Raw genomic sequence first — 25,402 nt, forward strand, 5'->3', positions numbered from 1 at the left:
ATGACCCCCGGTATCGTCCCCTCGCACAGGGCGTGGAACAGCTGGTCGGGCCGGCCGGCCGAGATGGTATTCCTGCCGCTCGGCGTGCGGGTGACGCCGCTCGCCTTTGCCGCCAGCACGGGAAAGGCAAGCCTGTTCGGATCCGGCGATGGCGTGAAGCTCGGGCGCCATACGCTCGATGCTTCGCTGGTGGAACTGGAGCTTGGCCATGCCGGCACGAGCCTGTCCTGGCGCTATCTCAAGCCGGATCCCTATGGCCTGGTGGGAACCTGGCGAACCGTCGGGACGGGCGAATGGGGGCTTCGCTTCTGGATCAACCTCTGCTTCTCGGCGGACGGCAGCGACGCTCGCTACGATTCCGTGGCCGGGGCAGCCATCATTCGCATCGGAGAGCGTTTCGTGGCGCTGGTGAGCGAGGCTGCTCCCGTGCTGGTGACAGGCCACGCCTCGCTTCGGGCCGCAGCGGAAGACTATGAGACGCACGGCTATTTCTACACGGGGTCCCGCGCGGCCTCGGCGCCTGTACTGATGCTGCGCTTCAACCTGGAAATGATGCGCGACAATCGCTTCGCCGTGGCCGTCGCCGACCGGGAGGATCTCGCCGTGGTGAAAGCCCAGGCGCTGCTGGCGATGCCTGATGCTGTCCCCGTCGCGCCCACGCATGAGGATGGCCCGGCCGTTGCGCTGGACGCGCTGCGCGACGTCGTCGCCTGGAACACGGTGTGGGACGGCATCAACCGGCGATCCTACACGGGGATCAGCCGGAACTGGGACCTTGGAAAGTTCGGCGGCTTCGGCGTGTGGCTGAACGACCAGTTCTATGCCGCCCTCCTGGCGGGAGAGCTCGACGCCGGGCTGGCGCGCGAGAACGTCGCGGTCGCGCTGGCGAACGCCACGCCGCAGGGCAACCTGGCCTGCCTGCTCACGGCGAACGATGCCTGGATCGACCGCAGCCAGAGCCCGATCGGCAGTTTCGTGGTCTGGTTGCTCTATCTGCGGCTGCGCTCCCGCGACCTTCTCGAAAGCTCTTACGACGTCCTGGCTCGAAATCATGCCTGGTGGTGGCGCGAACGCGATCCGAATCGGTCCGGCCTCGCCTCCTTCGGAACTTCGGATGTCGGAGACGGCCTTTACAAGGGTACGTCCTTCGGTGCCCGCAACGAGTCGGCCATGGACAATTCGCCGGTCCACGACGAGATGCGCTGGGACCCCGGCACCCGCACGCTCGACGGCTGGGACGTCGGTCTCAACAGCCTGCTTGCGCTCGATGCCGAAATGCTCGGCCTGATGGCCACGGAACTGGGTCGTGCCGACGATGCCGCCGACCACGCCGCGAGAGCCGAGGCCACGCGCGCTCGCATTCGGGAGCACCTGTGGGACGAACGTCGCGGCATCTTCGCCAACCGGCTTTTCTCGGGTGCGTTCGTGCGCAGCCTTGCGCCGACCAGCTTCTATCCACTGCTGGCCGGAGCCGCTACTCCCGAGCAGGCCGAACGTTTGTTCGGCTGGCTCGATGACCCGGCCACCTTCGGCGGTGATCCGATCATCCCCGGCGTCAGCCGCGACGATCCGGCCTTCGCCGACAACACTTACTGGCGCGGCAGGATCTGGCCGCCGTTCAATTTTCTCGTTTACCAGGGCCTGAGGCGCGTCGGGGCGGATGGACGGGCAGAGGCCCTCGCCGAGCACAGCTTCTCGCTGTTCCGCCATGTCTGGGAAGGGGAGCGCATCTGTCCCGAGAACTACAATGCCGAAACGGGCGAACCGTTGGACCAGCCGGATACCGAGAGCTTCTACAGCTGGGGCGCTCTCATGGCGAAGCTCGGGGTCGCCGCCGTCACCGACGTCAGCCTGTGGAATGACTGGGAACTCGTCAATACCGGCAGGCCCGTGAATCTCGGTCCCTTCGCCAGCCCGGCCGGCCAGGTGCGCCTTGTCATCGATGCTGAGCGTCATCTCTCGCTCATCCGGAACGAAGCCGTTCTGATGCGCACCAACCTCCTGGGCAGGATCACCCATCTGTCGCTGGAGGCGGAGATGCTTTCGATGCGGCTGCCTCCGGTCTCGATTGAGTCATTCCTGCATTTTCCCGGTTTCCATGACGCGGAACTCGCCGAACCGAACTTGAACGGCCTGTCCGGAAGCCTGACCGAGGACAGCCAGGGCACGTATGTCAGGCTGAAGCCACACCCGGAGCCGCGCCGGTTCGTGCTGCGCAGGAGGTGCTGAATCTGGCCCGGTGCTTGCATGGGGATATCCGCAATTGAAACGGATTTCACATGCCCGCCTTCGAAGATCTCGCTTCCTTCATCCAGTCGACCGACATCAACCGCATCCCGCCTTCCATCCGCCACCAGACGGGGCTGGTGCTGGCGGATACGCTCGGTGCCATCCTAGCCGGATGGCGGGAGAACGATGTGCAGGCGATCGGGCGCCGCTATGCCGATGCCGGTGCGGCGAGCGTGTTCGGCCAGCCCCGCAAGGCGGATGCGGCGACCGCCGCCTTCCTGACAGGTTTTGCCGGTACCGCGGTCGAACTCGATGAGGGCAACTACGCCGCCGGAGGGCATCCGGCCATCCATGCGGTCGCTGCCGCGCTCGCGGAGTGGAGCGTACGGCCGGATCTTCCGGGTGAACAGTTCCTCAATGCGGTGCTGGTGGGTTACGAGGCCGGCGCACGCACGGGTATGGCCACGACCTTGCGTCCGGCCGTGCATCCGCATGGGACCTGGGGCGTGATCGGCGCGGCCGCCGCCGTGGCGCGGCTGCGCGGCTTTTCGCCCGAGGCGACCCTCACGGCATTGGAACTCGCCGCGAGCCTCAGCCTCGCGACCAGCGTCACGGCGAGTCTGCGCGGCAGCGCCATCCGCAACATCTATGCGGGCGTCGCCGCCCAGAACGGCCTGCTTGCCTGCGATCTCGTACAAGCCGGGATGAGCAGCGAACCCAATGGCATCGCTGTGGTTTTCGGCTCCGTAACCGGCTCGCGCTTCGCACACGAGAAGCTGGTGGATGGCCTTGGGGAGCGCTGGTTGATCGCCGAACCCTTCCTCAAGCTGGCCTCGTCCTGCCGGGAGACGCAGGGTGCGCTGGAAGTGATCGAAGGCATGCTCTCGGAGGCAAGCATCGATCCGTTCCAGATCGAGACGATCCGTGTCACGACCTTCGCTCCCGCATCGGCACTCAAGGAAACCGGCCCGGTCACGCCCATCGGTGCGCGTTTTTCGATCCCCTTCGTGCTCGCTCTTCGCCTCATGCATGGGTCGGTATGGATCGATGCCTTCGGGGAGGAGAAGCTTCGGGATCCCGCCATCCGCGCATTGGCGGAGCGGGTCAGGGTGGTGGAGGATCCGGCGATGACCCGCCGGCTGCCGACCGAGCGTCCCTGCCGCATCGAACTGAGCATGACGAATGGCTCGGTTCGCGTGGCAGAGAGGACCGATGCATTCGGCGATCCCGGTCACCCCTTGCCCGAAATGGCCCTGAAGGAGAAGTTCCTGCGGATGGCGGACGGCGTGCCGGATGCCGAGGCAGCCTGGATCGGCGCCAGGGCGGCCGACAAAAGCCAGGGATTCGAGGCGTTTTCGCGCCTATTCCTGCACGGATAGGACGATGTGGTCGAGGTGGTGCATCATCAGATGCACTGCCCACGGCCCATCTCCCGCGCGCATGGCATCGACGATGGCGACATGCTCCGACGGCGAGCAGTCCGTATCATGGCGCGCGGCGTGCGTCGCGAGGGCCAGGGCAGTGCGCCAGACCAGGTTCTCGATGATCGAGGTTAGCACCGGATTGCCCGCCAATTCGGCCACCAACCGATGGAATTCGCCGGAAAGACGGATGATGGCGCCCGGTTGTTCCGCCAGTCGCGCGCCGGCTTCCTCCTCCAGATGGGCATCGAGCCGTGCCATGGCGAGCAAGTGGTCCGGCTCCGGCAGGGCCGCCACCAGCGCGGTAGTCTCGCTTTCGATCACGCGGCGGGCATGGAAGAGGGCGATGCTCTCCTCTCTGCCCGGCTGGGCCACGAAGGCACCGCGATTGGGTTCGAGCACGATGACGCCGCGCTGGGAGAGAAGAAGCAGGACCTTGCGGACCCGTGCACGCGTGACGCCGAAGATCTCGACGAGACTCTCCTCCGTGAGCTTGGTACCGGGCGGCAGCCGGCGCTCGGCAATGGCGCCAAGAATACGTTCAAATATCTCCCTCTCGGTCTGAAGACCGGAGGACTTGTTGGACGGCAGCCCAGAATACTCGATGTCGAGCATGATCCCCAGCAGGCCATGACTGCAGAATGAAAAGCTTAACGAGGCCGAACGCAATCGTTCCGTGGATCGAGTCGCGGTCGACAGTCGCCAGTATTACATCTCACGCCTGCCGAGTGGCGTTTGTCAAGACGGTCAAATGTTCATTGTCGACAATCGCTGACACGTTGTGGCGATGCAGCATGAAGCTATATCTGGCGAAACTGCTCAAATATGTTGCACATCGACGTACAATATTTTGGCAGCCGTCCTGGAGTAATTCTTAGTGCGTTGATGAATCACGAAATTTCATTTGGCACGGCCCATGCATAGGGATTGTCGACAATCCTGAATGAGGTTGGATGTGGCAAATACCGCGACTGAAACAGGCACTGCCAAGGGGCTGATCGAGTTTGCGTCCGTGACCAAGGCCTATGGTTCGTCCAAGGCCGTCGATGCCATCAACCTGAAGATTCCGGCGGCGACCTATTGCTGCCTGCTCGGTCCCTCGGGTTGTGGCAAGACGACGTCTCTGCGCATGCTCGCGGGCCACGAGATCGCGACCTCCGGCGATATCCTGCTCGACAATATCGACGTCACGGACCTCGCGCCAGCAAAGCGCGGCACGGCGATGATGTTCCAGAGCTATGCCCTCTTCCCTCATCTGTCGGTCGCCGAGAACGTTGCCTTCTCCCTCAAGATGAAGGGCGTCGCCAAGCGGGAGCGTCTCGAAAAGGCCAGGACCATGCTCAAGGTGGTGGAACTGGAGAAATTCGCCGACCGCCTCCCTTCGCAGTTGTCCGGCGGCCAGCAGCAGCGCGTTGCGCTTGCCCGAGCCCTCATCACCCAGCCTTCCGCGCTGCTTCTCGACGAGCCGCTCTCCGCTCTCGATCCTTTCCTGCGCATCCGGGTGCGCGGCGAACTGAAGCGCCTCCAGAAGAGCCTCGGCATTTCCTTCGTGCACGTCACGCACAGCCAGGACGAGGCGCTCGCGCTCGCTGATCTCGTGGTGCTGATGAACAATGGCCGGATCGAGCAGCAGGGCACGGCCGGAGACGTCTTCAACCGCCCGCGCACAGCCTTCGTGACCCGTTTCGTGGGGGGGCACAACGTCATCGACCTCGGCGATCGCGCCATCGCCGTCCGCCAGGACCGCGTCAGTCTCGCCCATGGCGAGGGGGAGGCCACGGCCGCCAGCCGCTTCGTGACCGCGACCGGCATCGAATTCGCCGGCACCGGCTATTCCGTGCAGGTGAAGGACGACCGTGGCGGCGAGATGACGGCCATGGTGCCAGAGCAGCTTTTCCTGTCTCACCCCTTCGAGGAGGGGGAGCGAGCCACGCTTTCGTGGGCGCCGTCGGACGCCCACCAACTTGAAGGCGGTGCCCACTGAGGGCCCGCGCTCAAAAGATAATCCGATCGAGAAGGGGACTGTAGATGAAGAAAGACCAACAGGGCGGCCTTTCGCGCCGCGACCTCCTGAAGGGAGGCATTGCGCTGGCGGGTGCTGCTGCCGGCGCCGGCGTGCTGGCAGCCCCCGCCGTGCATGCGGCCGATCCGATCACGCTGCGCTATCTGTCCACCGCCACCAACCAGGCCCCGGCGATTGCCGAGCAGGCCTTCAAGGATATCGGCGTCAAGATCCAGTACGTCTCGGTGGACACGGACGACGTCACCAAGCGCATCATCACCCAGCCCAACTCGTTCGACCTGGTCGACACAGAGTATTTCAGCCTCAAGAAGCTGGTGCCGTCGGGCAACCTGATGGGCATGGACGCCAAGAAGATCAAGCTGGTCGATAAGCTCGCCACCGTGATCACCAAGGGCGAGATCAACGGCAAGAAGATCGGCGACCAGGGCACGGCGCCCAAGAAGGTGTTCTACCTCGAAGGGCAGCATTCCAAGAAGTTCTCGGCCGATCCGACCGAGTGGATCACGCTGATCCCCACCACCTACAACGCGGACACGCTCGGCATCCGTCCCGACCTGATCAAGCGCCCGATCGAGAGCTGGTCCGAACTGCTGAATCCCGAATTCAAGGGCAAGGCCGCCATCCTCAACATCCCCTCGATCGGCATCATGGATGCCGCCATGGTTGTGGAAGCCTCCGGCAAGCACAAATATGCCGACAAGGGCAACATGACCAAGGACGAGATCGACCTGACGATCGCGACCCTGATCGAGGCCAAGAAGGCAGGCCAGTTCCGCGCCTTCTGGTCGGATTTCAACGAGAGCGTCAACCTGATGGCCTCGGGCGAGACCGTGATCCAGTCCATGTGGTCGCCGGCCGTCACAGCCGTGCGCCTCAAGGGCATCGAGTGCAAGTTCCAGCCGCTCAAGGAAGGCTATCGCGCCTGGGCCTCGGGCTTCGCCCTGCCCAAGACGCTGAAGGGCAAGCAGCTCGACGCCGCCTATGAGTTCATCAACTGGTTCCTCTCGGGCTGGGCCGGCGCCTACCTCAACCGCCAGGGCTACTATTCGGCCGTGCTCGACACCGCCAAGGAGCACATGGAGCCTTACGAGTGGGCTTACTGGATGGAAGGCAAGCCTGCCGAAAAGGACATCCATGGTCCGGACGGCGGCCTGCTCGAAAAGGCCGGCGCCACCCGCGACGGTGGCTCCTACGAGGAGCGCATGGGCGCCGTGGCCTGCTGGAACGCGGTCATGGACGAGAATGAGTACATGGTCAAGAAGTGGAACGAGTTCATCGCCGCGTAAGGCCAGCCACTTGACGCCCACTGACGCGAGCCCCTTCTCCCCTTGGGGGAGAAGGAAACCTTCATTCCTGAAAGGTTCTCCATGGCGGTAACCACGGCCACAGCTTCGACCACCGTTTCCGCTGCGCCGCGTGTGCGGGCCGGCAAGCCCACCCGTTCACGCTGGGCGCCTTATTGGCAGGCTGCACCGCTGAGCCTGGTTTTCCTGGTCTTCTTCATCCTGCCGCTGCTGGCGACTTTCATCGTAAGCTTCTGGAACTACACCGAATATTCGATCGAGCCGGCCTTCAAGTTCGAGAACTACACGGAGGTCTTCGACAAATGCGTGGTGAGCCTTCCGGACCTGTGCACCACCCTGAAGACCTATCTCTCCACCCTGAAATTCTGCCTGATCGTCTGGATTGCCACCTTGGTGATCGGCTTCACGGTTTCCTACTACATTGCCTTCCAGGTGCGCAGCCCCACCACGCGCCTCGTGCTGGCGCTGATCTGCACCATCCCGTTCTGGACCTCCAACGTCATCCGCATGATTTCCTGGATCCCGCTGCTCGGCCGCAACGGGCTGGTCAACCAGATGCTGATGAGCGCCGGCATTACGTCCCAGCCGCAGGACTGGCTGCTCTATTCCGATTTCTCCGTGATCCTCGCCTTCGTGCATCTCAACACGGTGTTCATGATCGTGCCGATCGTCAATTCGATGTCCCGCATCGACAAATCGCTGATCGAGGCTGCCTATGACAATGGCGCCACCGGCTGGCAGACGCTGTGGAACGTCATCATCCCGCTCTCCAAGACGGGCATTACCATCGGTTCGATCTTCGTGATCACCGTCGTGATGGGCGACTTCATCACCATCGGCCTGATGGGCGGGCAGCAGATTGCCTCGATCGGCAAGGTCATCAACGTGCAGATCGGTTATCTGCAGTTTCCCATCGCCGCCGCCAACGCCATCATCCTGCTCGCCGTCGTCATGATGATCATCGCCGCCATGGTACGCTTCGTCGATATCCGGAAGGAGCTCTGACATGAGAGAGGGACGAGGCTTCACCTTCTATATCCTCACCGTCGTCTTCGCGCTCTATGTGCTGTTCCTGTACGGGCCGACGATCACCATCCTGATCCTGTCCTTCCAGGGGCCGGACGGCGGCCTGACCTTTCCGATGAACGGGGTGTCGTTGCACTGGTTCTACAATCTGTTCCAGGGCATCGGCGTCGCCTATGTCGGGGATGCCTTCATTCGCTCGCTGCAACTGGGCTTGCTGGTCGCCTTCCTCACGGTGGTGATATCGGTGATGGCGGGGCTGGCCTTTCGCCGGCGCTTCCACGGCTCCAACTTCCTGTTCTACACGGCGATCGCCAGCCTGATCCTGCCCTCGATCATCGTTTCGCTCGGCATCGCACTGGAGTTCCGCATCGTCGACGACACCATCAAGGCGATTGGCGATAATTACGAGATCGAGTGGATCCAGGAGAACTACCAGACCATCGTCGGCATCTTCACCTCCGGCCTCGGCGCTCACCTGACCTGGACGCTGCCCTTCGGCCTCCTGATCATGTTCGCCGTGTTCAACCGCTTCAACCCAGCCTATGAAGAGGCGGCGCGCGATCTCGGCGCCACGCCCTGGCAGACCTTCCGCCATGTCGTGCTTCCGATCATCGCACCCTCCCTCGTCGGCGTCGCGTTGTTCGGTTTCACCCTGTCCTGGGACGAAATCGCCCGCACCAGCCAGGCGATCGGATCGGAGAACACGCTGCCGCTGCAGCTGGAAGGCATGACGACCACCGTGACGACGCCCGTGATCTATGCGCTCGGCACCGTCACCACCGGCATCTCCATGCTGGTGATCCTGTGCGCCGTGACGGCCATGCTGCTGGTGCAGAACCATCGCCGCAAGCAGGGCTCGGACGCGGGCAAGGGGATGGTGTAGTCCAAAAGCGCCAGCTTCTTCCTGGGAGGCCTACTCGGCAGCCGCTGCGCCATCCTCCAGCGCCAGGAAGCCGCCCGACTGGCGGCTCCAGAGCCGCGCGTAGAGCCCGCCCTTGGCGATCAGCTCCTCGTGCCGGCCCTCCTCCACGATCCTGCCTCGGTCCAGCACGATCAGGCGGTCGAGTTCGGCGATGGTCGAAAGGCGATGGGCGATGGCAAGGACGGTCTTGCGCCGCATGAGCTGCTTCAGCTGGCCCTGGATGGCCGCCTCCACCTCGGAATCGAGTGCCGAGGTCGCCTCGTCGAGCACCAGGATCGGGGCATCCTTCAACAGGACGCGCGCGATGGTGATGCGCTGACGCTGGCCGCCGGAGAGCTTCACGCCGCGTTCGCCGACCCGGGACTCATAGCCGGCGCGCCCGTCCTGGTCGCCCAGGCCGATGATGAATTCGTGCGCGGCGGCTTGGCGGGCCGCTTCCTCGATGGCTTCGCGGTCCACCTCGGTGCGGCCATAGGCGATGTTGTCGTGGATGGAGCGGTGCAGCAGGGAATTGTCCTGCGTCACCACCCCGATCTGGCGGCGCAGGCTGTCCTGCGTGACATGGGCGATGTCCTGGCCGTCGATCAGGATGCGTCCGCCCTGGATCGAGTAGAGCCGCAGCAGCAGGTTCACCAGCGTCGACTTGCCGGCGCCGGAGGGGCCGACGATGCCGATCTTCTCGCCCGGCCGGATGGTCAGCGAAAGATCCTCGAACACCGGATTTGCGCCATAGCCGAAGCGCACATGGTCGAACACGATCTCGCCGTGCGGCACGCTGAGCGTCCTGGCATCGGGGTCGTCGACGAGATCATGCGGCTTGGCGATGGTGAGCATGCTTTCCTGCACCGTGCCGATATTGTCGAAGACGTCCCGCACGAGATACATCAGCCAGCCCGAGAGCTGTACGAGCCGCAGCACAAGCGCGATCCCCGCAGCGCCGATGCCGCCGGTCATCTCGCCGCGCGTCCACAGGAGCAGGGTGATTCCGGCCGTCGATACGATCAGCAGGCTGTTGAGGATCTGCAGGAGGAAGGTGGTGCCGAGGATCAGGCGCTGGAGCGCGAGGAAAGCCTCGTTCCAGCGCTTGAGTGCGTCTCGCACCGCGGATCGCTCCAGGTCGCCGCGGGCGAACAGCTTCACGGTGAGGATGTTGGTATAGGAATCGACGATGCGGCCGGTGGCCGAGGAACGGCCGAGCGAGTTGGCTTCGGAACGCTCGAGAGCGCGTGGCACGAAGAAGCGCAGCAGCGCGGCGTAGGCGAAGAACCACACCACCACGGGCATCGCCAGCCAGAAGCTCACGGAGCCGAAGAAGCCGATGGTCACGGAGGCGAAGATGATGCCGTACCAGAGATCGCCGATCATCGCGACGGCGGCCGAGCGGATGGACTGACCTGCCTGGATCACGCGCGCGGAGAGCCGTCCGGCGAAATCGTTCTGGAAATAGGTCAGCGAGTGGCCGAGCGTGTAGACATGGTTGCGCCAGCGGATCTGGTTGGTGAGGGGCGGCACCACGATCTGGTTGGTGACGAGCTGGACAAGGAAGAAGAGCACCGGGCGCAGCACCAGGATGAGCAGGGCAGCGCCGGCGAGCTGCCATCCGTAGTCCTGGAAGATGGTTTCGGGCGTACGCTTGTTCAGCAGGTCCACGAACCAGCCGACCATCAGGTAGATCGAGGCTTCGATGGCGCTGAAGGCCAGTTCGATCGCCATGATCGCGACGAGCCAGCCCTTCACCACCTTCAGATGATGCCACATGAAGCGCCACACGCCGGTCGGCGGCGTTTCATGTTCGTCGAACGGGGCGAAGACGTCGATGCGGCTTTCCAGATACCGGAACAGGCGAGAAGGCATTTGCAAAGGTGATCCTGACGGAGACTCAGCTGGTGTCGGCAACGCTACAGGGCGACAGCCTTGGGTCAAAATGATGGTGGGGCAGGGGATTGTGAATGGCCGCTCGGGGCCGGCGGGCATCGGTGTTCACGAGGACGCCGCGCCGACCGGACGGAGAAGTTCCAGGCTTTGAAGGGGTTCGCGCGTCATACCGTGGCGGGTGATCGGGCCGCAGGCCCCGACCCGGCGGCTGGAATTGCTGGCAGCGCGCCAGGCGAGGCGGCCATTTTCGTGCCGCACTCGACGAATTCGAGTCTGGCTCCGACCTGGTCGAGGCAGGTCGTGAAGGGTGCGGGACGCAAGGCCGAGCGACGGAAAGGGTTGTCCAGATATCCCCTTGCAGGTGAGGAAAGGGACTGGAATGACACCCTGCTACTGGCGTTGTGCGGGAAAAGTGGATGGGGGTCTCAGACCACCATGCCACCCGCACTCATCCTACCAGGATCACCCGCAGGTCGTTCACATTGGTGAAGGTCGGCCCGGGAGCGACGAGGTCGCCGATGGCTTCGAAGAAACCCGTTGAATCATTGTCGTCGAGATAGGCCTGCGGATCGATGCCCTTCGCAACGGCCCGGGCGAGGGTGCTCGGATCGACGATGGCGCCGGCCGGATCGGTTGCGAGGCCGCCGCCGCCATCCGTACCGTCGGTGTCGGCGGCGAGGGCGCTGATGCCGGCCTCTCCGGCGAGTGCCAGGGCAAGAGCGAGGCTGAACTCCTGGTTGGGCCCGCCGCGGCCCTTGCCGGCGATGGTTACCGTGAGTTCGCCGCCGGAGATCAGGGCCGCCTTCCGCCCGGCAGCCTTCAACTCCCTGGCTAGCTTCGCCTGCTCGGCGGCAACGGCACGCGCTTCGCCCTCGACATTGGCACCGAGCACCACCGGCTCATAGCCGTGCCTCGCGGCAATATCGGCGGCCGCGGCGATCATCTGGGCCGGAGTAGCCACGATGCGGAATTCGTTGTTGGCGAACACCGGGTCTCCCGGCTTTGGCGTTTCGTTGGCTTCGTCCTCGAAGAGGCGGCGCGCGGCACCCAGGGGCGTAGCGAAACGATCGGCGATGGCAAGGGCATCGGCATTGCTGGCCGGATCGGGAACGGTCGGTCCGGATCCGATGATGGCTGGGTCGTCACCGGGAACATCGGAAACGGCGAGCGTCAGCACGCGGGCCGGATGGGCGGCTTGGGCCAGCCTGCCGCCCTTGATGCGGGAGAGACGCTTGCGAACCACGTTGATCTCGCCGATCGCGGCGCCCGAGCGCAGCAGGTGCCGGGTGATGGCGCGCTTGTCGTCGAGGGTGAGGTCGCCTGCCGGCGCAACGAGGTTGGCCGATGCGCCACCCGACAGCAGGACGAGGACGAGATCGTTCGGTCCGGCGGAACGCGCCGCTTCCAATGCGCGCCGGGCTCCTTCCACGCTGCCCGCGTCGGGCACGGGGTGGCCGGCTTCGATCATCGGGATCGATCTGAGCGGGCGGCCATAGCCGTGGCGGGCAACGGCAACCCCGCTGATGCGTTCCGGCGGTATGCCAAGCCCCGCATAGTGATCTTCCGCGATCTCGGCCATGCTGCCGCCGGCCTTGCCGGCCGCAATGATCACCAGGCGTCCGTTCTCGGGCAGGGGCGGCAGAAGGGGGGGGAGGAAGCTCGCCGGATGGGATGCTGCCACCGCTCCCGTGAAGATGGCGTCGAGAACGGTACGGCGGGCATCAGCGCGATCCGGCATGTTATGGTCAGGCTCCCTCGGTTGCCATCTGGCATTACTCCATCGAAGCGGGATCGGACCAGCCCGTCCATCGCATTTTCTGGAAATCATTTTCGCACGGCGCGAGAGGACGGGCGGGCTCCATGCGAATGGGAAGAGCGTCGCCCAAAAGGCTAAGGCCGGCACTCTTGCGAATGCCGGCCTTTCGCGAGTTTCCTCCACAGCGAAGCCCTCCTCCCGGACTTCGCCCCATGGGCTAGGAGGGATGCTTCACATAGGTATGATGTTTGTGATGATAGTGATGATGATGCCGCCCCGGCTGGGACTGTCGAAGCCAATGCGGTCCCTTGTGGACGCCCGGCATACCGTACCATTTGCAGCGCGCGTTGCGTTGAGGGGCGTTGCACGTGCTGTCGCGGACTGTCTGCGCCAGCGATGGGCTGTCCTGCGGCGCCAGGGGCATCGCTGCACTCGGCCCCACGGAAACAAATGTAGCGCCTGCGACGATGGCGGCGGCCAAAAGAACTTTCATGGGAGTTCCTCCACATTGGAATGCACTTTGGAACGCAATGTCAGGCGGAAAGTTCCTTAATGCTCGCTCTGGATTCTACGGTTTTTTTCTTTTGTCGTGAGGCCATGGTGCGGTGCCGCCTGCATGCCATTAGAAACCGCGCGAGGGACGAACCCAAAACGGTTCGGAAGATCTTGGGGCCTGAAGTCTAGCGGCTCGGCTTGATTTTCCGATGCAACCGGAACTCAGGCCTCTTTCGCGGGTTTCAAGGCAACCTCGGAGAACTACTCGCCTATGGTGCCCCAATCCGAACCCCGGCGTGGAAAGCCAAGCATACTCGTGGTCGAGGATGAGGCATTGATCCGCGCAATCCTCTCCGACGAACTCAGGACCGCCGGGCTCACCGTCGTGGAGGCGGCGTGCGCGGACGAGGCGCTGGCCTATCTGAAGACGGCCGGGATGGTGGACCTCATCTTCACCGACATCCAGATGCCGGGCACGATGAACGGGCTCGAACTGGCGCGTCAGTTGCGCGACCAGAACCCGCTCCTTCCCATCATCATCACCTCCGGCAATGCTGGGCCGAAAGGGGGCGAGGGAATTGGTGAATTCATGCCCAAGCCCTATGACATGGACCACGTGGTGAGGGCGATCTGCCTGACGCTCGGCGTGTCGCCGACCGGAGGACGACCTTGAGCGAAGCCACGATCCTTATCGTCGAGGCGGATATTCTCATCCGCAGCCCTCTCGCCGAATATCTGCGCGAATGCGGCTATCGGGTAGTGGAGGCAAGCGCCGTGGCGGAGGCGCGCCAGGTCCTCGAAGATGGCAGCATTACCATTCGGGTCGTCATGATCGACATCAGCGGCGGCGATCGATCGGGGTTCGAACTGGCAGCCTGGGTGCGAAGCGAGATGGCCGGCTGCGACGTCGTTCTGACAGGCACGCCCGCCAAGGCCGCCGAGAAGGCCGGCGACCTCTGCGAGCAGGGACCCGCCCTCGGCAGGCCCTACGACCACCAGCTCGTCCTCCAGCACATCAAGCGACTGATGGCGGCCCGCGAACGGGACAAGCGAGACAGTTGAGCAGGCGCAACGCCCGGCTGATATTCGTCATGGATTGGGAAGGATGGTGGGCGCGACAGGGATTGAACCTGTGACCCCTCCCGTGTGAAGGGAGTGCTCTCCCGCTGAGCTACGCGCCCCCGAAGGGAAGCGCCTATTTGTATAAAGCGGGGCGCGCTGTCAAGCGATTGTCGCGTCAAATATCGTGATCGTCACCGAAAAGCGAAAAGGGCCCGCCTGTGTGGCAGGCAAGCCCCTGACGACGCTTTTCCGGCGGTCAGGATGCCGAGGCGCTCCTCGGTTGCGAGGCATTGATGGCGTCGACTGCCGGTATGAGGTCGTCGAAATGCGAGATCACACGCGATGCGCCGAGCTTGACGGCGGGGACGTCGGTATAGCCGAAGTCCACGCAGATCGAAGGCAGGCCGGCGTTGATCGCCGTGTCGACGTCCGTCCTGGAATCTCCCACCATGATGGCGTTTGCAGGGTCGCCGCCGGCTGCCTCGATGGACAGCGTGAGGTGCCTGGCGTCGGGCTTGAACCAGGTAAAGGCATCGCGGCCGCAGATCGCCCCGAAATAGGAGGACAACTGCAGCGCCTCCAGCAGCCGAACCGAATGGGACGTCATCTTGTTGGTACAGACGCCGAGGATGAAGCCGCGGGATTTCAGCGTCGCCAGGGCCGCTTCCACGCCGTCGAACGCGACGGTCTCGTCGGCGAGGTGTTCGTTGTAGTGGTCGAGGAAGTCACGATAGAGCAGGTCCATGCGCGCCGCTTCGACCATCTCGCCATTGGCGGCGAAGCCGCGTTCGAGCAGGGCGCGCGCGCCCGCGCCGAGCAGGCTATGGGCTTTCTCCACCGGCAAGGCAGGAGTACCTTCCCGGGTCAGGATGAAATTCAGCGTGCCCATGAGGTCGCGCGCGCTGTCGACCAAAGTACCATCGAGATCGAAAATCACTGTCTGCGGCCGCATGCGCCATTCTCTCCGATCGGTTCGCCAAATTCGGGGCTTGTCTGGAAATTGCCACGAGCGGGTGGCAAGCGGTCGCTCGAAGCTCCTGCGATTCGGGATAGCTTTGCTGCCCCGATTCGTTCAATTCTTAGCCTCATCGAGGCGTCAGTGCAGCCCGTTCCTTTTGAGATGAGCCGCCCCATGATGATCCGTTCTTTCTGTCTCGGTGTCCTTCTTCTTGCCGGCAGCCCTGCCCTGGCTGCCGACTATGCCTTCGTGGCTGCGCCCCAGAAGGACCTGAACCGCATCTATCGCGTCGACCGTCTCACCGGGGAGGTGGGGGCCTGCCAATACGGCGTGAAGGAGGACAACAGTGGCGTGACCCTGTGTTTTCCGCCCGGCGAGGGCGCCGGCAAGCAGGAGCCGGGGGATTATACGCTGATCGCCTCCAACCATGAGAAGGAGAGCGCCGTGTTCCGTGTGGAACAGCGCACGGGCTCGATGAGCGTGTGCTATGTGTGGAAGGATCAGGTGATCTGCACGCCGCCGGCCCGGTGATATCCAGGCGTTTTCCCTGGTGCCCGCCGGTTTCCGCCGTCGGCCCCGAAACGGAGGGGCGTGGCGGAAGGCGGCGTGCGCGGAAAAGCCTGGGCCTGGCGCCAAAAATCCAAACTTAAGTGATGCAAACCGCAGTAAAGCCGCTATAACGCGGCCTGACTCTGGAGAGGACCTCTGTGCCATGACCCCTGACGACATGAAGCGCGAAGCAGCCCGGGCCGCGCTCGCCCATGTCGAGAGCGGCATGCGGCTGGGGCTCGGTCACGGCTCGACCGCCAAGCATTTCGTCGATCTGCTCGGCGAGAAGGTGAAGGAGGGGCTGAGCGTCCTCTGCGTTCCCGCCTCGGACTTCACGCATGACCAGGCCCAGGGTCTCGGCATTCCGCTGACCACGCTGGACGAGACCCCCGAACTCGACCTTTGCGTCGATGGCGCGGACGAGATCGGACCGAACCTGTCCCTGATCAAGGGAGGCGGTGGGGCGTTGCTGAGGGAAAAGATCGTCGCCGCGGCAGCGCGATCCATGATCGTCATCGCGGACGAGTCCAAGGTGGTATCCACGCTCGGACATTTTCCGCTGCCGGTCGAAGTCATACCTTTCGGCTTCGGGGCTACCAAGGCCGCCGTGCAGCGCGTGGCCGCCAAACTCGGACTTTCCGGTGCATTGACCCTGCGCAGCAAGCCGGAAGGCCTTGTTTTCGTCACGGATGGCGGGCACCACATCCTCGACTGCCACTTTGAGAAGATTCCTGATCCGGCTGCCCTGGCGGCCGGTCTGTCCACCATTCCCGGTGTCGTCGAACACGGATTGTTTCTCGGATATGCCAAGGGCGCTTATGTCGCCGGCAATTCGGGCGTCCGCTTCATCGGGCCAGCCTGATTTGTGATGGGAGTTCCATAATGCTTCGTCAACGCCGTATTTGTGCCTTGGCCGTGGTCGCGGGCTTGCTTGCAGGCTCTGCCGCGCTGCCGGCCTTCGCACAGGATGCGACCCAGGCGCCGGCAGCCGATGTGCCGACCGCCGCTGCTCCCGGCGCGCCCAATTTGCCAGAGCCGAGCCCCGAGCAACTCGCCATAGCGCTGCAGTTCCTCAAGGCTTCCGGCCTGACCTCCGGTTTCGACGACATCATTCCCCAGTTCATGACTCAGGCCAGCCAGATCTATGCCAGCCGGCGGCCGGAGCTGCGCGGCATGATCAACGAGGCCGCCATCTCGCTCATCCCTGAATTCGTCAAGAAGCGCGACGACCTCGACAAGAGCCTCGCCCGCTTCTACACGAGCAAGTTCAGCGAGGACGAGCTCAAGCAGCTGGTCGCGTTCTACCAGACGCCTGTCGGTGCCAAATTCTCGAAGGAACAGCAGAACATCCTGCGCGATTCGGTTCCCGTCGTGGGCAACTGGACGCGCGAACTGCAGGACAGCATCATGCTCCGGTTGCGCCAGGAAGTGCAGAAACGCGGCGGCCAGCTCGGCGGCCCCGACGTCGAGACGCCCTCCGCCCAGGGAGACGCGCCGGCTGGCGGCAATGCACAGGCGCCCGCGCAGAACCCCTGAGAACGACATGGCAGCCTTGCCTGGAAGCGGGATTGATCGGATCAATCCCGCTTCTTACTTTGAGCTTTCCTTTCACGATCTCTCCCTTGTTTCCTCGTTTTGAGGATATTCGACCCCGGGCGCTACCATGTCGCAGTTTGACTATGATCTCTTCGTGATCGGTGGGGGATCGGGCGGGGTTCGAGCGGCCCGTATCGCTGCTTCGCACGGCGCGCGCGTGGCGGTTGCCGAGGAGTTCCGGGTAGGCGGAACCTGCGTGATCCGTGGCTGCGTCCCCAAGAAGCTCTATGTGCTGGCGAGCCGTTTTGCCGACGACTTCCGCGACGCTGCCGGCTTCGGCTGGAGCGTGCCCGAACCGGAATTTTCCTGGGCCAAGCTGGTGGCGGCCAAGGAAACGGAGATTACCCGCCTGGAGCGGGCCTATTCGGCCAATCTCGAGAAGTCGTCGGTCGTCACCTTTCCAAGCCGCGCCGTGATCACTGGTCCGCATACGATCCAGCTGGACGGCGCACGCATCGTCACCGCCTCCAAGATCCTGGTCGCCACCGGCGGCCGGCCGGTGAAACCGGCTATTCGCGGCGCGGAGCTCGCCATTACCTCCAACGAGGTTTTCGACCTGCCGTCCCTGCCTGAAGCCATGGTGATCTGGGGCGGGGGCTATATCGCGGTGGAATTCGCCTGTCTGCTGCAGCGCCTCGGCGTGAAGATCACGCTGGTCTATCGCGGCGAGACCATTCTTCGCGGCTTCGACGGAGACATACGGCGGGTCGTTTCCGAAGCGATGGTCGGAGCCGGCATCGAGATAATCGTGGGAACGAACATCGCCGCCATCGAGGCGGACGCGGCAGGTGGCAGGAAGGTTATCCTCTCCAACGGCCAGTCGCGCACGGTCGGGGAGGTGATGATCGCCACGGGCCGCCGGCCGAACACGGAGGGGCTCGGCCTGGAGAGCGCAGGGGTCGAAGTGAACGCCGCCGGCGCGATCGCCGTCGACGATCAATCTCGCACCACCGCGCCGCAGATATGGGCCGTGGGCGACGTCACGAACCGAATCAACCTCACGCCGGTCGCCATCCGCGAGGGCCACGCCTTCGCCGATACGGTGTTCGGCAACAAGCCATGGCTCGCTGATCATCGCCTGGTGCCGAGCGCGGTCTTCTCGACACCCGAAGTGGGCACGGTCGGCTTGTCGGAGGAGGAAGCGCGGGCCGAGTGCGGTGGCGGTATCTCGATCTTTCAGACGTCGTTCCGCGCGATCAAGGCGACCCTGTCGGGCAGCGCCGACCGGGTGTTCATGAAGCTCGTGGTCGACAAGACGAGCGACAAGGTGCTCGGCGTGCATATCGTTGGCGACGGCGCTGCGGAAATGGCGCAGCTCCTGGCCATCAGCGTCAAGATGGGCGCGACGAAGGCCGATTTCGACGCCACCATGCCGCTGCATCCTACCGCTGCCGAGGAACTGGTGACTCTGCGCACGCCGGTGCGCTGAGGATTTTCGGGCTCGTGGCTCCGGAGATGGCGTGATGCGGACGGCTTCGGCAGTCTTCGTTTTCCTGATGATCGGCCTTGTCCTGCAACCCCAGCAGGTTGCGGCGCTCAATCTCACGCCGCCGCATGGCAAGCATGTGCCGCCGCTCTGGGCCGAGCCGGCAAAGCCTGCCAGTTCCGAACCAGTGACCGATTGCGACCGCATCGCGGCAAGCCCCGAGGACAGCCAGAAAACCGCCGACGGGGTGCCGTTCGACAGCCTGGACGGGGCGCAGGCCATCTCCAAATGCGAGGACGCGGTCGCGCGCTTTCCCACCGTGGGGCGGTTCTACTACCAGCTCGGGCGCAGCCAGGAGAAGATGGGCGACGATCTGGCGTCGCTGAAGTCCTACCGCAGGGCCGCCGAGCTCGGCAGCCTGATCGCGGCCTTTTCGGCCGGCGTGCGCGAGCGCGACGGTATCGGCACGCCTCGCGACGACACGGAGGCCAACCGCCTCTTCAAGCTTTGCGCCGACAGGGGCGATGCCGACTGCCTCAATTCGCTGGCCTTCCAGTATCAGACGGGAAGGGGCGCGCCCGTGGATACGGCGCAGGCCGTGCAACTCTACCGGCAGGCCGCCGCACAGGGGCTGGTGGCGGCCAACGTCAACCTCGGCTTTCTCTATCGCGACGGCGAAGGCGTGCCGCAGGACTATGCCGAAGCCGCCCGCCAGTTCGAGGTCGCGGCGGACAAGGGCGATCCCGTTGCCGCCCGCAACCTCGCCCTGCTCTACCAGCAGGGACAAGGAGTGCCCAAGGACGAAGCGAGGGCCGCGGCCCTGCTCCAGCAGGCGGCGGACCATGGCGATGATGATGCCCTAGTCAAGCTCGCCGTGGCCTATCTCGATGGCTCGGGCGTACCGAAGGATGAGGCGAAATCGGTCACCTACTATCAGCAGGCGGCCGATCGCGGGAACACGGACGGGATGGCGGGGCTTGCCTTCGCCTATGCCAATGGTCGCGGTGTGCAGAGGGACAGCCGCGCGGCAGCCCAGTGGATGGTGCGGGCGCTGGCTGCCGGCAACGATTACACATTCGACCAACTCACCAACCATTGGGGGGGATGGAATTCCGATACACGCATGGCAATCCAGTCGATCCTGGCCGATCGTGGCCTCTATGGCGGCAAGATCAACGGCGATCTGAACCGGGAGACGCTGCGGGCGATCCGGGTGCTGGGCGGACGGCAGAATTGACGCAAGGGTGAGCCGGGGCGGCTGGGCCTCGCTGCCTCGCCTGCCGCTCCCGATCGGCCGGTGAATTTCACTGGCGGGCGGCAAGGCGCCAAATCACAGCTTTAGGCTGGTTTTCTGAACGGCAGGCGCGTATAGAACGCGCCTTCGCCGGACAGGCCGGCTGTAGAAGCGACGTCGGCGCCGGTGCCATGGGTATCGCGCCAGAGAACAGGAAGAAGACCATGTCCGAGCGTTGGACACCGCAGAGCTGGCGTTCCAAGCCGATCCAGCAGGCGCCGGCCTATCCCGACGAAAAGGCGCTCGGCGAGGTCGAGGCGACACTGGCCACTTTCCCGCCGTTGGTCTTCGCCGGCGAAGCCCGCAAGCTCAAGCGCGAACTTGCCAAGGTCGCCAAGGGCGAGGCCTTCCTTTTGCAGGGGGGCGACTGTGCCGAGAGTTTCGCCGAGCATGGCGCCGACAACATCCGCGACTTCTTCCGCGTCTTCCTTCAGATGGCCGTGGTGCTCACCTTCGCGGGCTCCTCGCCGGTCGTCAAGATCGGCCGCATCGCCGGCCAGTTCGCCAAGCCGCGCTCGTCCCCCATGGAAAAGATCGGCGATGTCGAGCTGCCGGTCTATCGCGGCGACATCGTCAACGGCACCGAGTTCACTGCCGAGGCGCGCATCCCCGATCCGCGCCGGCAACTCGAGGCCTACCGCCAGTCGGCGGCCACGCTCAATCTCCTCCGCGCCTTTGCGGGCGGTGGCTATGCCAACCTCGCCCATGTGCATCAGTGGATGCTCGGCTTCGTCAAGGATTCGCCGCAGAGCTCGAAATACCAGGCGCTCGCCGGCCGCATCACCGAGACGCTCGATTTCATGCGCGCCTGCGGCATCGATCCCGAGTCGCATCCCGAAATGCGGGTGACGGACTTCTACACCAGCCACGAGGCGCTGCTGCTCGGCTTCGAGCAGGCGATGGCCCGCGTCGATTCCACCTCGGGCGATCCCTATGCCACCTCTGGCCACTTCATCTGGATCGGTGATCGCACCCGCCAGCTCGACCACGCGCATGTCGAGTTCTTCCGGGGCGTCAAGAACCCGATCGGCCTGAAATGCGGCCCGTCGCTCAAGCCGGACGAACTGATCAAGCTGATCGACGTGCTGAACCCCGAGAACGAGGCCGGCCGCCTGACGCTCATCGCACGCTTCGGCCATGACAAGGTCGAGCAGCATCTTCCGGAACTGATCCGCGCCGTGAAGCGCGAGGGCCGCACCGTCGTGTGGTCCTGCGATCCGATGCACGGGAACACCGTCAAGGCCGCCAACGGCTACAAGACGCGGCCGTTCGACCAGGTCACCGGCGAGATCAAGAGCTTCTTCGCGGTGCATGAAGCCGAGGGCACCTATGCCGGCGGCCTCCATCTGGAGATGACCGGCAAGAACGTCACGGAATGCACGGGGGGCGCGCGTGCCGTCAGCGAAGCCGATCTCGCGGACCGCTACCACACGCACTGCGACCCCCGGCTCAATGCGGACCAGGCGCTCGAAGTTGCGTTCATGGTGGCGGACCTGGTGAAGAAGGAACGTTCCGGCCAGGCGAAGCCGAGCATCATCGCGGCGGAATGAGATCCGCCATGCCGATGCGGCGATCGGCGTGAACGAGCCGAAGTGATGAAAGGTGGCGCCGGCTGTGAGGCCGGCACATCCTCGACACCGACTTTCCGCCGATTCTGCATATCTTCATCGTCGCCACGTCACGCTCCTGGGAGAGCATCGGTTCCGTCAAAGCAACGCTCCGGACCGCGCATGTTCTCCCGCCGAAATTTCCTCTCCGCCTTTTTCTCGACGCCCTTTCTGTTCGGCGGCTATGCCTTCGCCGTCGAGCCCCAGCGGCTGGTCGTGACGTCCTATCGCATCTCGCCGGGCTCGTGGCCGGGCGGCTTGCGGTTGCGTATCGCCGTGCTGTCCGATCTCCATGCCATGAACCCCTGGATGAGCCAGGCACACATCGCCCGTATCGCGGCGGCGACCAACGCCCTGAAGCCCGACATCATCCTTCTGGCGGGAGACTACGTGGCCAGCATGCCGCCCTACGGCGTCGGATCCTATGTCTCGATGGAAGATTGCGCGGAGGCGCTGTCCATCCTCGTTGCGCCGCTCGGCGTACACGCCGTCCTGGGCAACCATGACCTTGGACGGCGCGGCAATTGGGGCGAAAGCGTCCGGCGAGCGTTTCCCGCGAGGGGGATTCCGGTCATGGAAAACCGGGCGCTGCGGCTCGAAAAAGGTGGCAGCTCCTTCTGGCTGCTTGGTCTCGGCGATCAATGGCGCGGGCGCGGGGGCATCGGGCTCGATGATCTGCCGGCCACGCTGGCGCAAGTAAGGGATGACGGTCCTGCCATTCTCCTCGCGCATGAACCCGACATCTTCGCGGAACTTCCGCGTCTCGATCACGCGAGGCGCATCGCCCTGGCCGTCTGCGGCCATACCCATGGCGGTCAGGTCAGCATTCCATTCTACGGCCCACGCTCGATTCCGTCTCGCTATGGGCGGCGCTATGCCTATGGACTGGTCGTCGAGGACGGCCGGCATCTCGTGATTTCCGCCGGGCTGGGCATGACCGGCATCCCGGTCCGCTTCGGCGTGCCGCCCGAGATCGTGCTGATCACAGTCGATTCTCCAGAGGCGGCTGCGGCGTAAGGTCGCCCTCCGACATGGCGAATATGACGCCCAATATCGTTGCCATGATGTCACGCATGGTGTGCTCTCATAGCGGTTGCGCTTACCTTTCCACGGCTCTTGCATAAGTCTGCCTCGGAATTGCCGCGAGGAAACGGTTGGATTGCAGTGGCCTTGCTGGTCTTCGGGACCTCGGGCCGCCCACTGGAATGTTGAATGATTACCAGACGCCATCTTCTCAAGGCCGGTCTTGCCACGCCCTTCCTGTTCGGCGGCTATGCTCTCGCCGAGCCTCAGCGCCTCGTCGTTACGCACTACCACGTCACCCCTCGGCAATGGCCCGCCGATCTCGAGCTCAAGATCGCCGTTATCGCCGATATTCATGCGATCAACCCCTGGATGACGCCGGACCATGTCGACGGCATCGTGCACGCCACCAACATGCAGCGCCCCGACATCGTCCTGCTTGCGGGAGACTATGAGGCCAGCATGCCTCGCTTCAAGATCGGCTCGTGGGTCTCGATGGATGATTGCGGACGGGCGCTGTCGAGGCTGCAGGCTCCGCTGGGTGCATATGCCGTTCTCGGCAATCATGACGTTGCCACCAATGGCGGCGAGAATGTCCGCCGCGGCTTCACCTCGCATGGCATCCCGGTGTTGGAGAATGCAGCCCGCCGCATCGTCAAGGACGGAAAACCGTTCTGGCTGCTCGGCCTCGGTGACCAGTATGGCGATGGCGGGCGCTGGAACTCGCATCTCGGCTATGACGACCTGCCCGGCACGCTCGCCCGGATTGGCGACGACGCCCCGGCCATTCTGCTTGCCCATGAGCCGGACATCTTCGTGGATGTGCCCGATCGCGTCGCCTTGACGGTAAGCGGCCATACCCATGGAGGGCAGGTCCTCATCCCGGGCTACGGACCGCTGGTGGTGCCTTCGCGCTTCGGCTCGCGCTTTCGCTATGGCCATATCGTCGAGAACGATCGGCACCTGGTCGTCTCAGGCGGGCTTGGAACCTCCGGTATCCCCATCCGCTTCGGGGTGCCCCCTGAGATCGTCCTGATCACGCTGGGGGCAAGTTCGCCTCCGCTCGCTTAGTGATTGCGCCCCCGATAAAGTTGTGAAAGACAACGAACTCGTCAGACAAATGCTCTGGAGTGCGGGCCATGAATTACGACACCATCATCGTTGGCGGCGGCTCTTCGGGCTGCGTAACCGCGATGCGGCTGGTGCGCGATCTCGGCCAGCGGGTGCTGATGCTCGAGGCAGGGCCTGCACGCATGAACCCAATCATGCATATGCCCGCCGGCTACATGAAATACCTCGCCAAGGATACCTATCTGACCATGCACAGGATGGAGCGCCAGCCCCAGCTCGACGGGCGCGCCACCATCGTCCCGCAAGGGCGGGTGCTGGGCGGCGGTTCCTCCGTCAACGCCATGGTCTACATGCGCGGACAGCCCTCGGATTACGACAATTGGGTGCGGAACTACGGCGCAGACGGCTGGAGTTATGCCGAAATCCTCCCGCACTTCATCGCCATGGAGGGCAATACCGATCTCGACACCCCCGCGCACGGGACCAAGGGGCCGCTGAAGGTCGCGCGGCCGTTTCACACCTGCGAGATGACGCGGGCCTTTCTGCAGGCCCTGCCGAGCCTGGGAGAGCCTCTCAACCCGGATTTCAACTCCGGGCGTCAGCGCGGCGTGGGCCTGATGCAGGGCACGATGGACCCCGCCACCAAGCGCCGCTGCAGCGCTGTCGACGCCTTCCTGCCGCTGGTCAGGGACGATGAACGACTGAGCGTGACGACCGAGGCGGTCGTCACGCGGCTGCTCATCGAGAAGGGACGCTGCACGGGGGTCGAATATGTGGTGGGGGGCAAGACCCAGAAGGCGCATGCCGCGACGGTGATCCTCGCCGCCGGAACCTACGTCACCCCAAAGCTCCTGATGCTGTCCGGCATCGGCCCTGCGGACCAGCTCGGGCGCCATGGCATCAAGCCGGTGGTAGACCTGCCGGGCGTGGGCGAGAACCTGCAGGACCATTGCGAGGTGCCGCTCATAGCCGCCTCCAACGGCCGATACGGCTATTTCGGCCAGGACAAGGGCTGGAACATGATCCGCAACGGCCTGGAATATCTGCTCTTCAAGAAGGGCCCGGTCACCACGACCGGCGTGGAGGCCTGCGTCTTCACGAACCCCGATGACCCCTCGGCGGATGCGTCCCTCAAGATCTACTGCGTGCCGACCGTGTATCTCGACCGAGACATCACGGACGTAAAGGCATGCGACGGCGTTACCTTCACCACTTGTCTGCTCCGGCCGAAATCACGCGGTACCGTGAAGCTCCGTTCGGCCGATCCGTTCGACCTGCCCATCGTCGATGGCGGCTTTCTGAAGGATCCCGAGGACATCCGCCTGATGATCGCCGGCGTCCGCTTCGCGCGCAGCTTCCTTACCGCCTCGCCGATCAAGGAGAAGATCTCGCGCGAGATGCTGCCGGGAGCGGACAAGGTCAGCGACGCCGACCTGCACGCACATTGCAAGCGCATGGTGAAGACCAACTACCATCCGGTCGGCACTGCGCGCATCGGGCGCGACGACGATCCCGGAGCGGTCCTCGACTCCAGGCTCAGGGTTCGTGGCATCGAAGGGCTGCGCGTGTTCGACTGTTCGGTGATGCCGGAAATCGTGAGCGCCAACACCAATGCCCCGGCGATGGCGATTGCGCATCGCGCGGCGGAGTGGCTCGGCCAGGGCTGAAACGAGGCTCGTCATATAGGTGATATAATCCTGCAATAGGGCCATCATCGCAGTGTGGGCGAATATCGCCCGACGCCCACCAAGTCTTCTGCAGGAGC

The 25,402-nt window shown here is 64.2% G+C and carries 22 protein-coding genes and 1 tRNA gene; 17 read left to right on the plus strand and 6 right to left on the minus strand.

Annotated elements, in window-relative coordinates; translation table 11 throughout:
- The gene (locus AC6H34_RS19370; protein WP_497539791.1) at positions 1-2,229 is read left to right on the plus strand and encodes an MGH1-like glycoside hydrolase domain-containing protein; all 2,229 of its coding nucleotides are present in this window, start codon (positions 1-3) and stop codon (positions 2,227-2,229) included.
- 50 nt (positions 2,230-2,279) lie between these two features.
- The gene (locus tag AC6H34_RS19375; RefSeq protein WP_497539792.1) at positions 2,280-3,608 is read left to right on the plus strand and encodes an MmgE/PrpD family protein; all 1,329 of its coding nucleotides are present in this window, start codon (positions 2,280-2,282) and stop codon (positions 3,606-3,608) included.
- On the opposite strand, the gene AC6H34_RS19380 is transcribed toward AC6H34_RS19375, so the two are convergent.
- Entirely contained in the window at positions 3,591-4,265 is a 675-nt protein-coding gene (locus tag AC6H34_RS19380) for a GntR family transcriptional regulator (RefSeq protein WP_497539793.1), read from the minus strand. The two genes, AC6H34_RS19375 and AC6H34_RS19380, sit on opposite strands and share 18 nt — an antisense overlap.
- Before the next feature lie 379 nt (positions 4,266-4,644).
- Between AC6H34_RS19380 and AC6H34_RS19385 the strand changes: the two genes are divergently transcribed.
- The 4 genes from AC6H34_RS19385 to AC6H34_RS19400 all read left to right on the plus strand — a co-directional run bounded on the left by AC6H34_RS19385 (position 4,645) and on the right by AC6H34_RS19400 (position 8,886).
- Positions 4,645-5,634 (plus strand): ABC transporter ATP-binding protein, encoded by a 990-nt coding sequence (locus tag AC6H34_RS19385; protein WP_497539918.1) that lies wholly within the window; start codon positions 4,645-4,647, stop codon positions 5,632-5,634.
- Positions 5,635-5,678: 44 nt separating this feature from the next.
- Complete coding sequence (locus tag AC6H34_RS19390; RefSeq protein WP_448148287.1) at positions 5,679-6,959, plus strand: ABC transporter substrate-binding protein; 1,281 nt, start codon at positions 5,679-5,681, stop codon at positions 6,957-6,959.
- An 81-nt stretch (positions 6,960-7,040) separates the two neighbouring features.
- A complete protein-coding gene (locus AC6H34_RS19395; protein ID WP_448148286.1) occupies positions 7,041-7,982 on the plus strand; it encodes an ABC transporter permease in 942 nt (313 codons plus the stop codon).
- A 1-nt stretch (position 7,983) separates the two neighbouring features.
- Positions 7,984-8,886: an ABC transporter permease gene (locus tag AC6H34_RS19400; protein ID WP_448148285.1), complete on the plus strand. Its 903-nt coding sequence runs from the start codon at positions 7,984-7,986 to the stop codon at positions 8,884-8,886.
- A 30-nt stretch (positions 8,887-8,916) separates the two neighbouring features.
- On the opposite strand, the gene AC6H34_RS19405 is transcribed toward AC6H34_RS19400, so the two are convergent.
- The 3 genes from AC6H34_RS19405 to AC6H34_RS19415 form a co-directional block, all read right to left on the minus strand.
- Entirely contained in the window at positions 8,917-10,779 is a 1,863-nt protein-coding gene (locus AC6H34_RS19405; protein WP_497539794.1) for an ABC transporter ATP-binding protein, read from the minus strand.
- A 469-nt stretch (positions 10,780-11,248) separates the two neighbouring features.
- Entirely contained in the window at positions 11,249-12,538 is a 1,290-nt protein-coding gene (locus AC6H34_RS19410; protein WP_497539795.1) for a glycerate kinase type-2 family protein, read from the minus strand.
- Positions 12,539-12,773: 235 nt separating this feature from the next.
- Entirely contained in the window at positions 12,774-13,049 is a 276-nt protein-coding gene (locus AC6H34_RS19415; RefSeq protein ID WP_448148283.1) for a hypothetical protein, read from the minus strand.
- Between the two features lie 273 nt (positions 13,050-13,322).
- Between AC6H34_RS19415 and AC6H34_RS19420 the strand changes: the two genes are divergently transcribed.
- Positions 13,323-13,724 (plus strand): response regulator, encoded by a 402-nt coding sequence (locus AC6H34_RS19420; RefSeq protein WP_448148282.1) that lies wholly within the window; start codon positions 13,323-13,325, stop codon positions 13,722-13,724.
- Positions 13,721-14,113: a response regulator gene (locus AC6H34_RS19425; RefSeq protein ID WP_497539796.1), complete on the plus strand. Its 393-nt coding sequence runs from the start codon at positions 13,721-13,723 to the stop codon at positions 14,111-14,113. Before AC6H34_RS19420 ends, AC6H34_RS19425 begins: the two co-directional genes overlap by 4 nt.
- Positions 14,114-14,157: 44 nt before the next feature.
- Here the strand turns inward: AC6H34_RS19425 and AC6H34_RS19430 are convergent.
- Positions 14,158-14,232, minus strand: a tRNA-Val gene (locus AC6H34_RS19430).
- A 137-nt stretch (positions 14,233-14,369) separates the two neighbouring features.
- Positions 14,370-15,065 (minus strand): HAD family hydrolase, encoded by a 696-nt coding sequence (locus AC6H34_RS19435; protein WP_497539797.1) that lies wholly within the window; start codon positions 15,063-15,065, stop codon positions 14,370-14,372.
- Positions 15,066-15,245: 180 nt separating this feature from the next.
- On the opposite strand from AC6H34_RS19435, the gene AC6H34_RS19440 reads away from it, so the two are divergent.
- The 9 genes from AC6H34_RS19440 (at position 15,246) to AC6H34_RS19480 (ending at position 25,304) form a co-directional block, all read left to right on the plus strand.
- Complete coding sequence (locus AC6H34_RS19440; protein ID WP_448148279.1) at positions 15,246-15,602, plus strand: hypothetical protein; 357 nt, start codon at positions 15,246-15,248, stop codon at positions 15,600-15,602.
- A gap of 181 nt (positions 15,603-15,783) precedes the next feature.
- Positions 15,784-16,482 (plus strand): ribose-5-phosphate isomerase RpiA, encoded by a 699-nt coding sequence (gene rpiA / locus AC6H34_RS19445; RefSeq protein WP_448148278.1) that lies wholly within the window; start codon positions 15,784-15,786, stop codon positions 16,480-16,482.
- Positions 16,483-16,502: 20 nt separating this feature from the next.
- Complete coding sequence (locus tag AC6H34_RS19450) at positions 16,503-17,156, plus strand: DUF2059 domain-containing protein (protein ID WP_448148277.1); 654 nt, start codon at positions 16,503-16,505, stop codon at positions 17,154-17,156.
- A gap of 127 nt (positions 17,157-17,283) precedes the next feature.
- Positions 17,284-18,645 carry a glutathione-disulfide reductase gene (gor, locus tag AC6H34_RS19455; protein WP_448148276.1) on the plus strand — a complete coding sequence of 454 codons (1,362 nt, stop codon included), beginning with the start codon at positions 17,284-17,286 and terminating at the stop codon, positions 18,643-18,645.
- Between the two features lie 34 nt (positions 18,646-18,679).
- The gene (locus tag AC6H34_RS19460; RefSeq protein ID WP_497539798.1) at positions 18,680-19,879 is read left to right on the plus strand and encodes a tetratricopeptide repeat protein; all 1,200 of its coding nucleotides are present in this window, start codon (positions 18,680-18,682) and stop codon (positions 19,877-19,879) included.
- A gap of 221 nt (positions 19,880-20,100) precedes the next feature.
- Positions 20,101-21,486 carry a class II 3-deoxy-7-phosphoheptulonate synthase gene (locus AC6H34_RS19465; RefSeq protein ID WP_448148274.1) on the plus strand — a complete coding sequence of 462 codons (1,386 nt, stop codon included), beginning with the start codon at positions 20,101-20,103 and terminating at the stop codon, positions 21,484-21,486.
- Between the two features lie 180 nt (positions 21,487-21,666).
- Positions 21,667-22,560, plus strand: a complete 894-nt coding sequence (locus tag AC6H34_RS19470) for a metallophosphoesterase (protein ID WP_497539799.1) — start codon at positions 21,667-21,669, stop codon at positions 22,558-22,560.
- Between the two features lie 195 nt (positions 22,561-22,755).
- The gene (locus AC6H34_RS19475) at positions 22,756-23,637 is read left to right on the plus strand and encodes a metallophosphoesterase (protein ID WP_497539800.1); all 882 of its coding nucleotides are present in this window, start codon (positions 22,756-22,758) and stop codon (positions 23,635-23,637) included.
- A gap of 68 nt (positions 23,638-23,705) precedes the next feature.
- Complete coding sequence (locus AC6H34_RS19480; protein WP_497539801.1) at positions 23,706-25,304, plus strand: GMC family oxidoreductase; 1,599 nt, start codon at positions 23,706-23,708, stop codon at positions 25,302-25,304.
- Positions 25,305-25,402: the final 98 nt, after the last annotated feature.

This window comes from Labrys sp. ALF-8 (genome assembly GCF_059699065.1).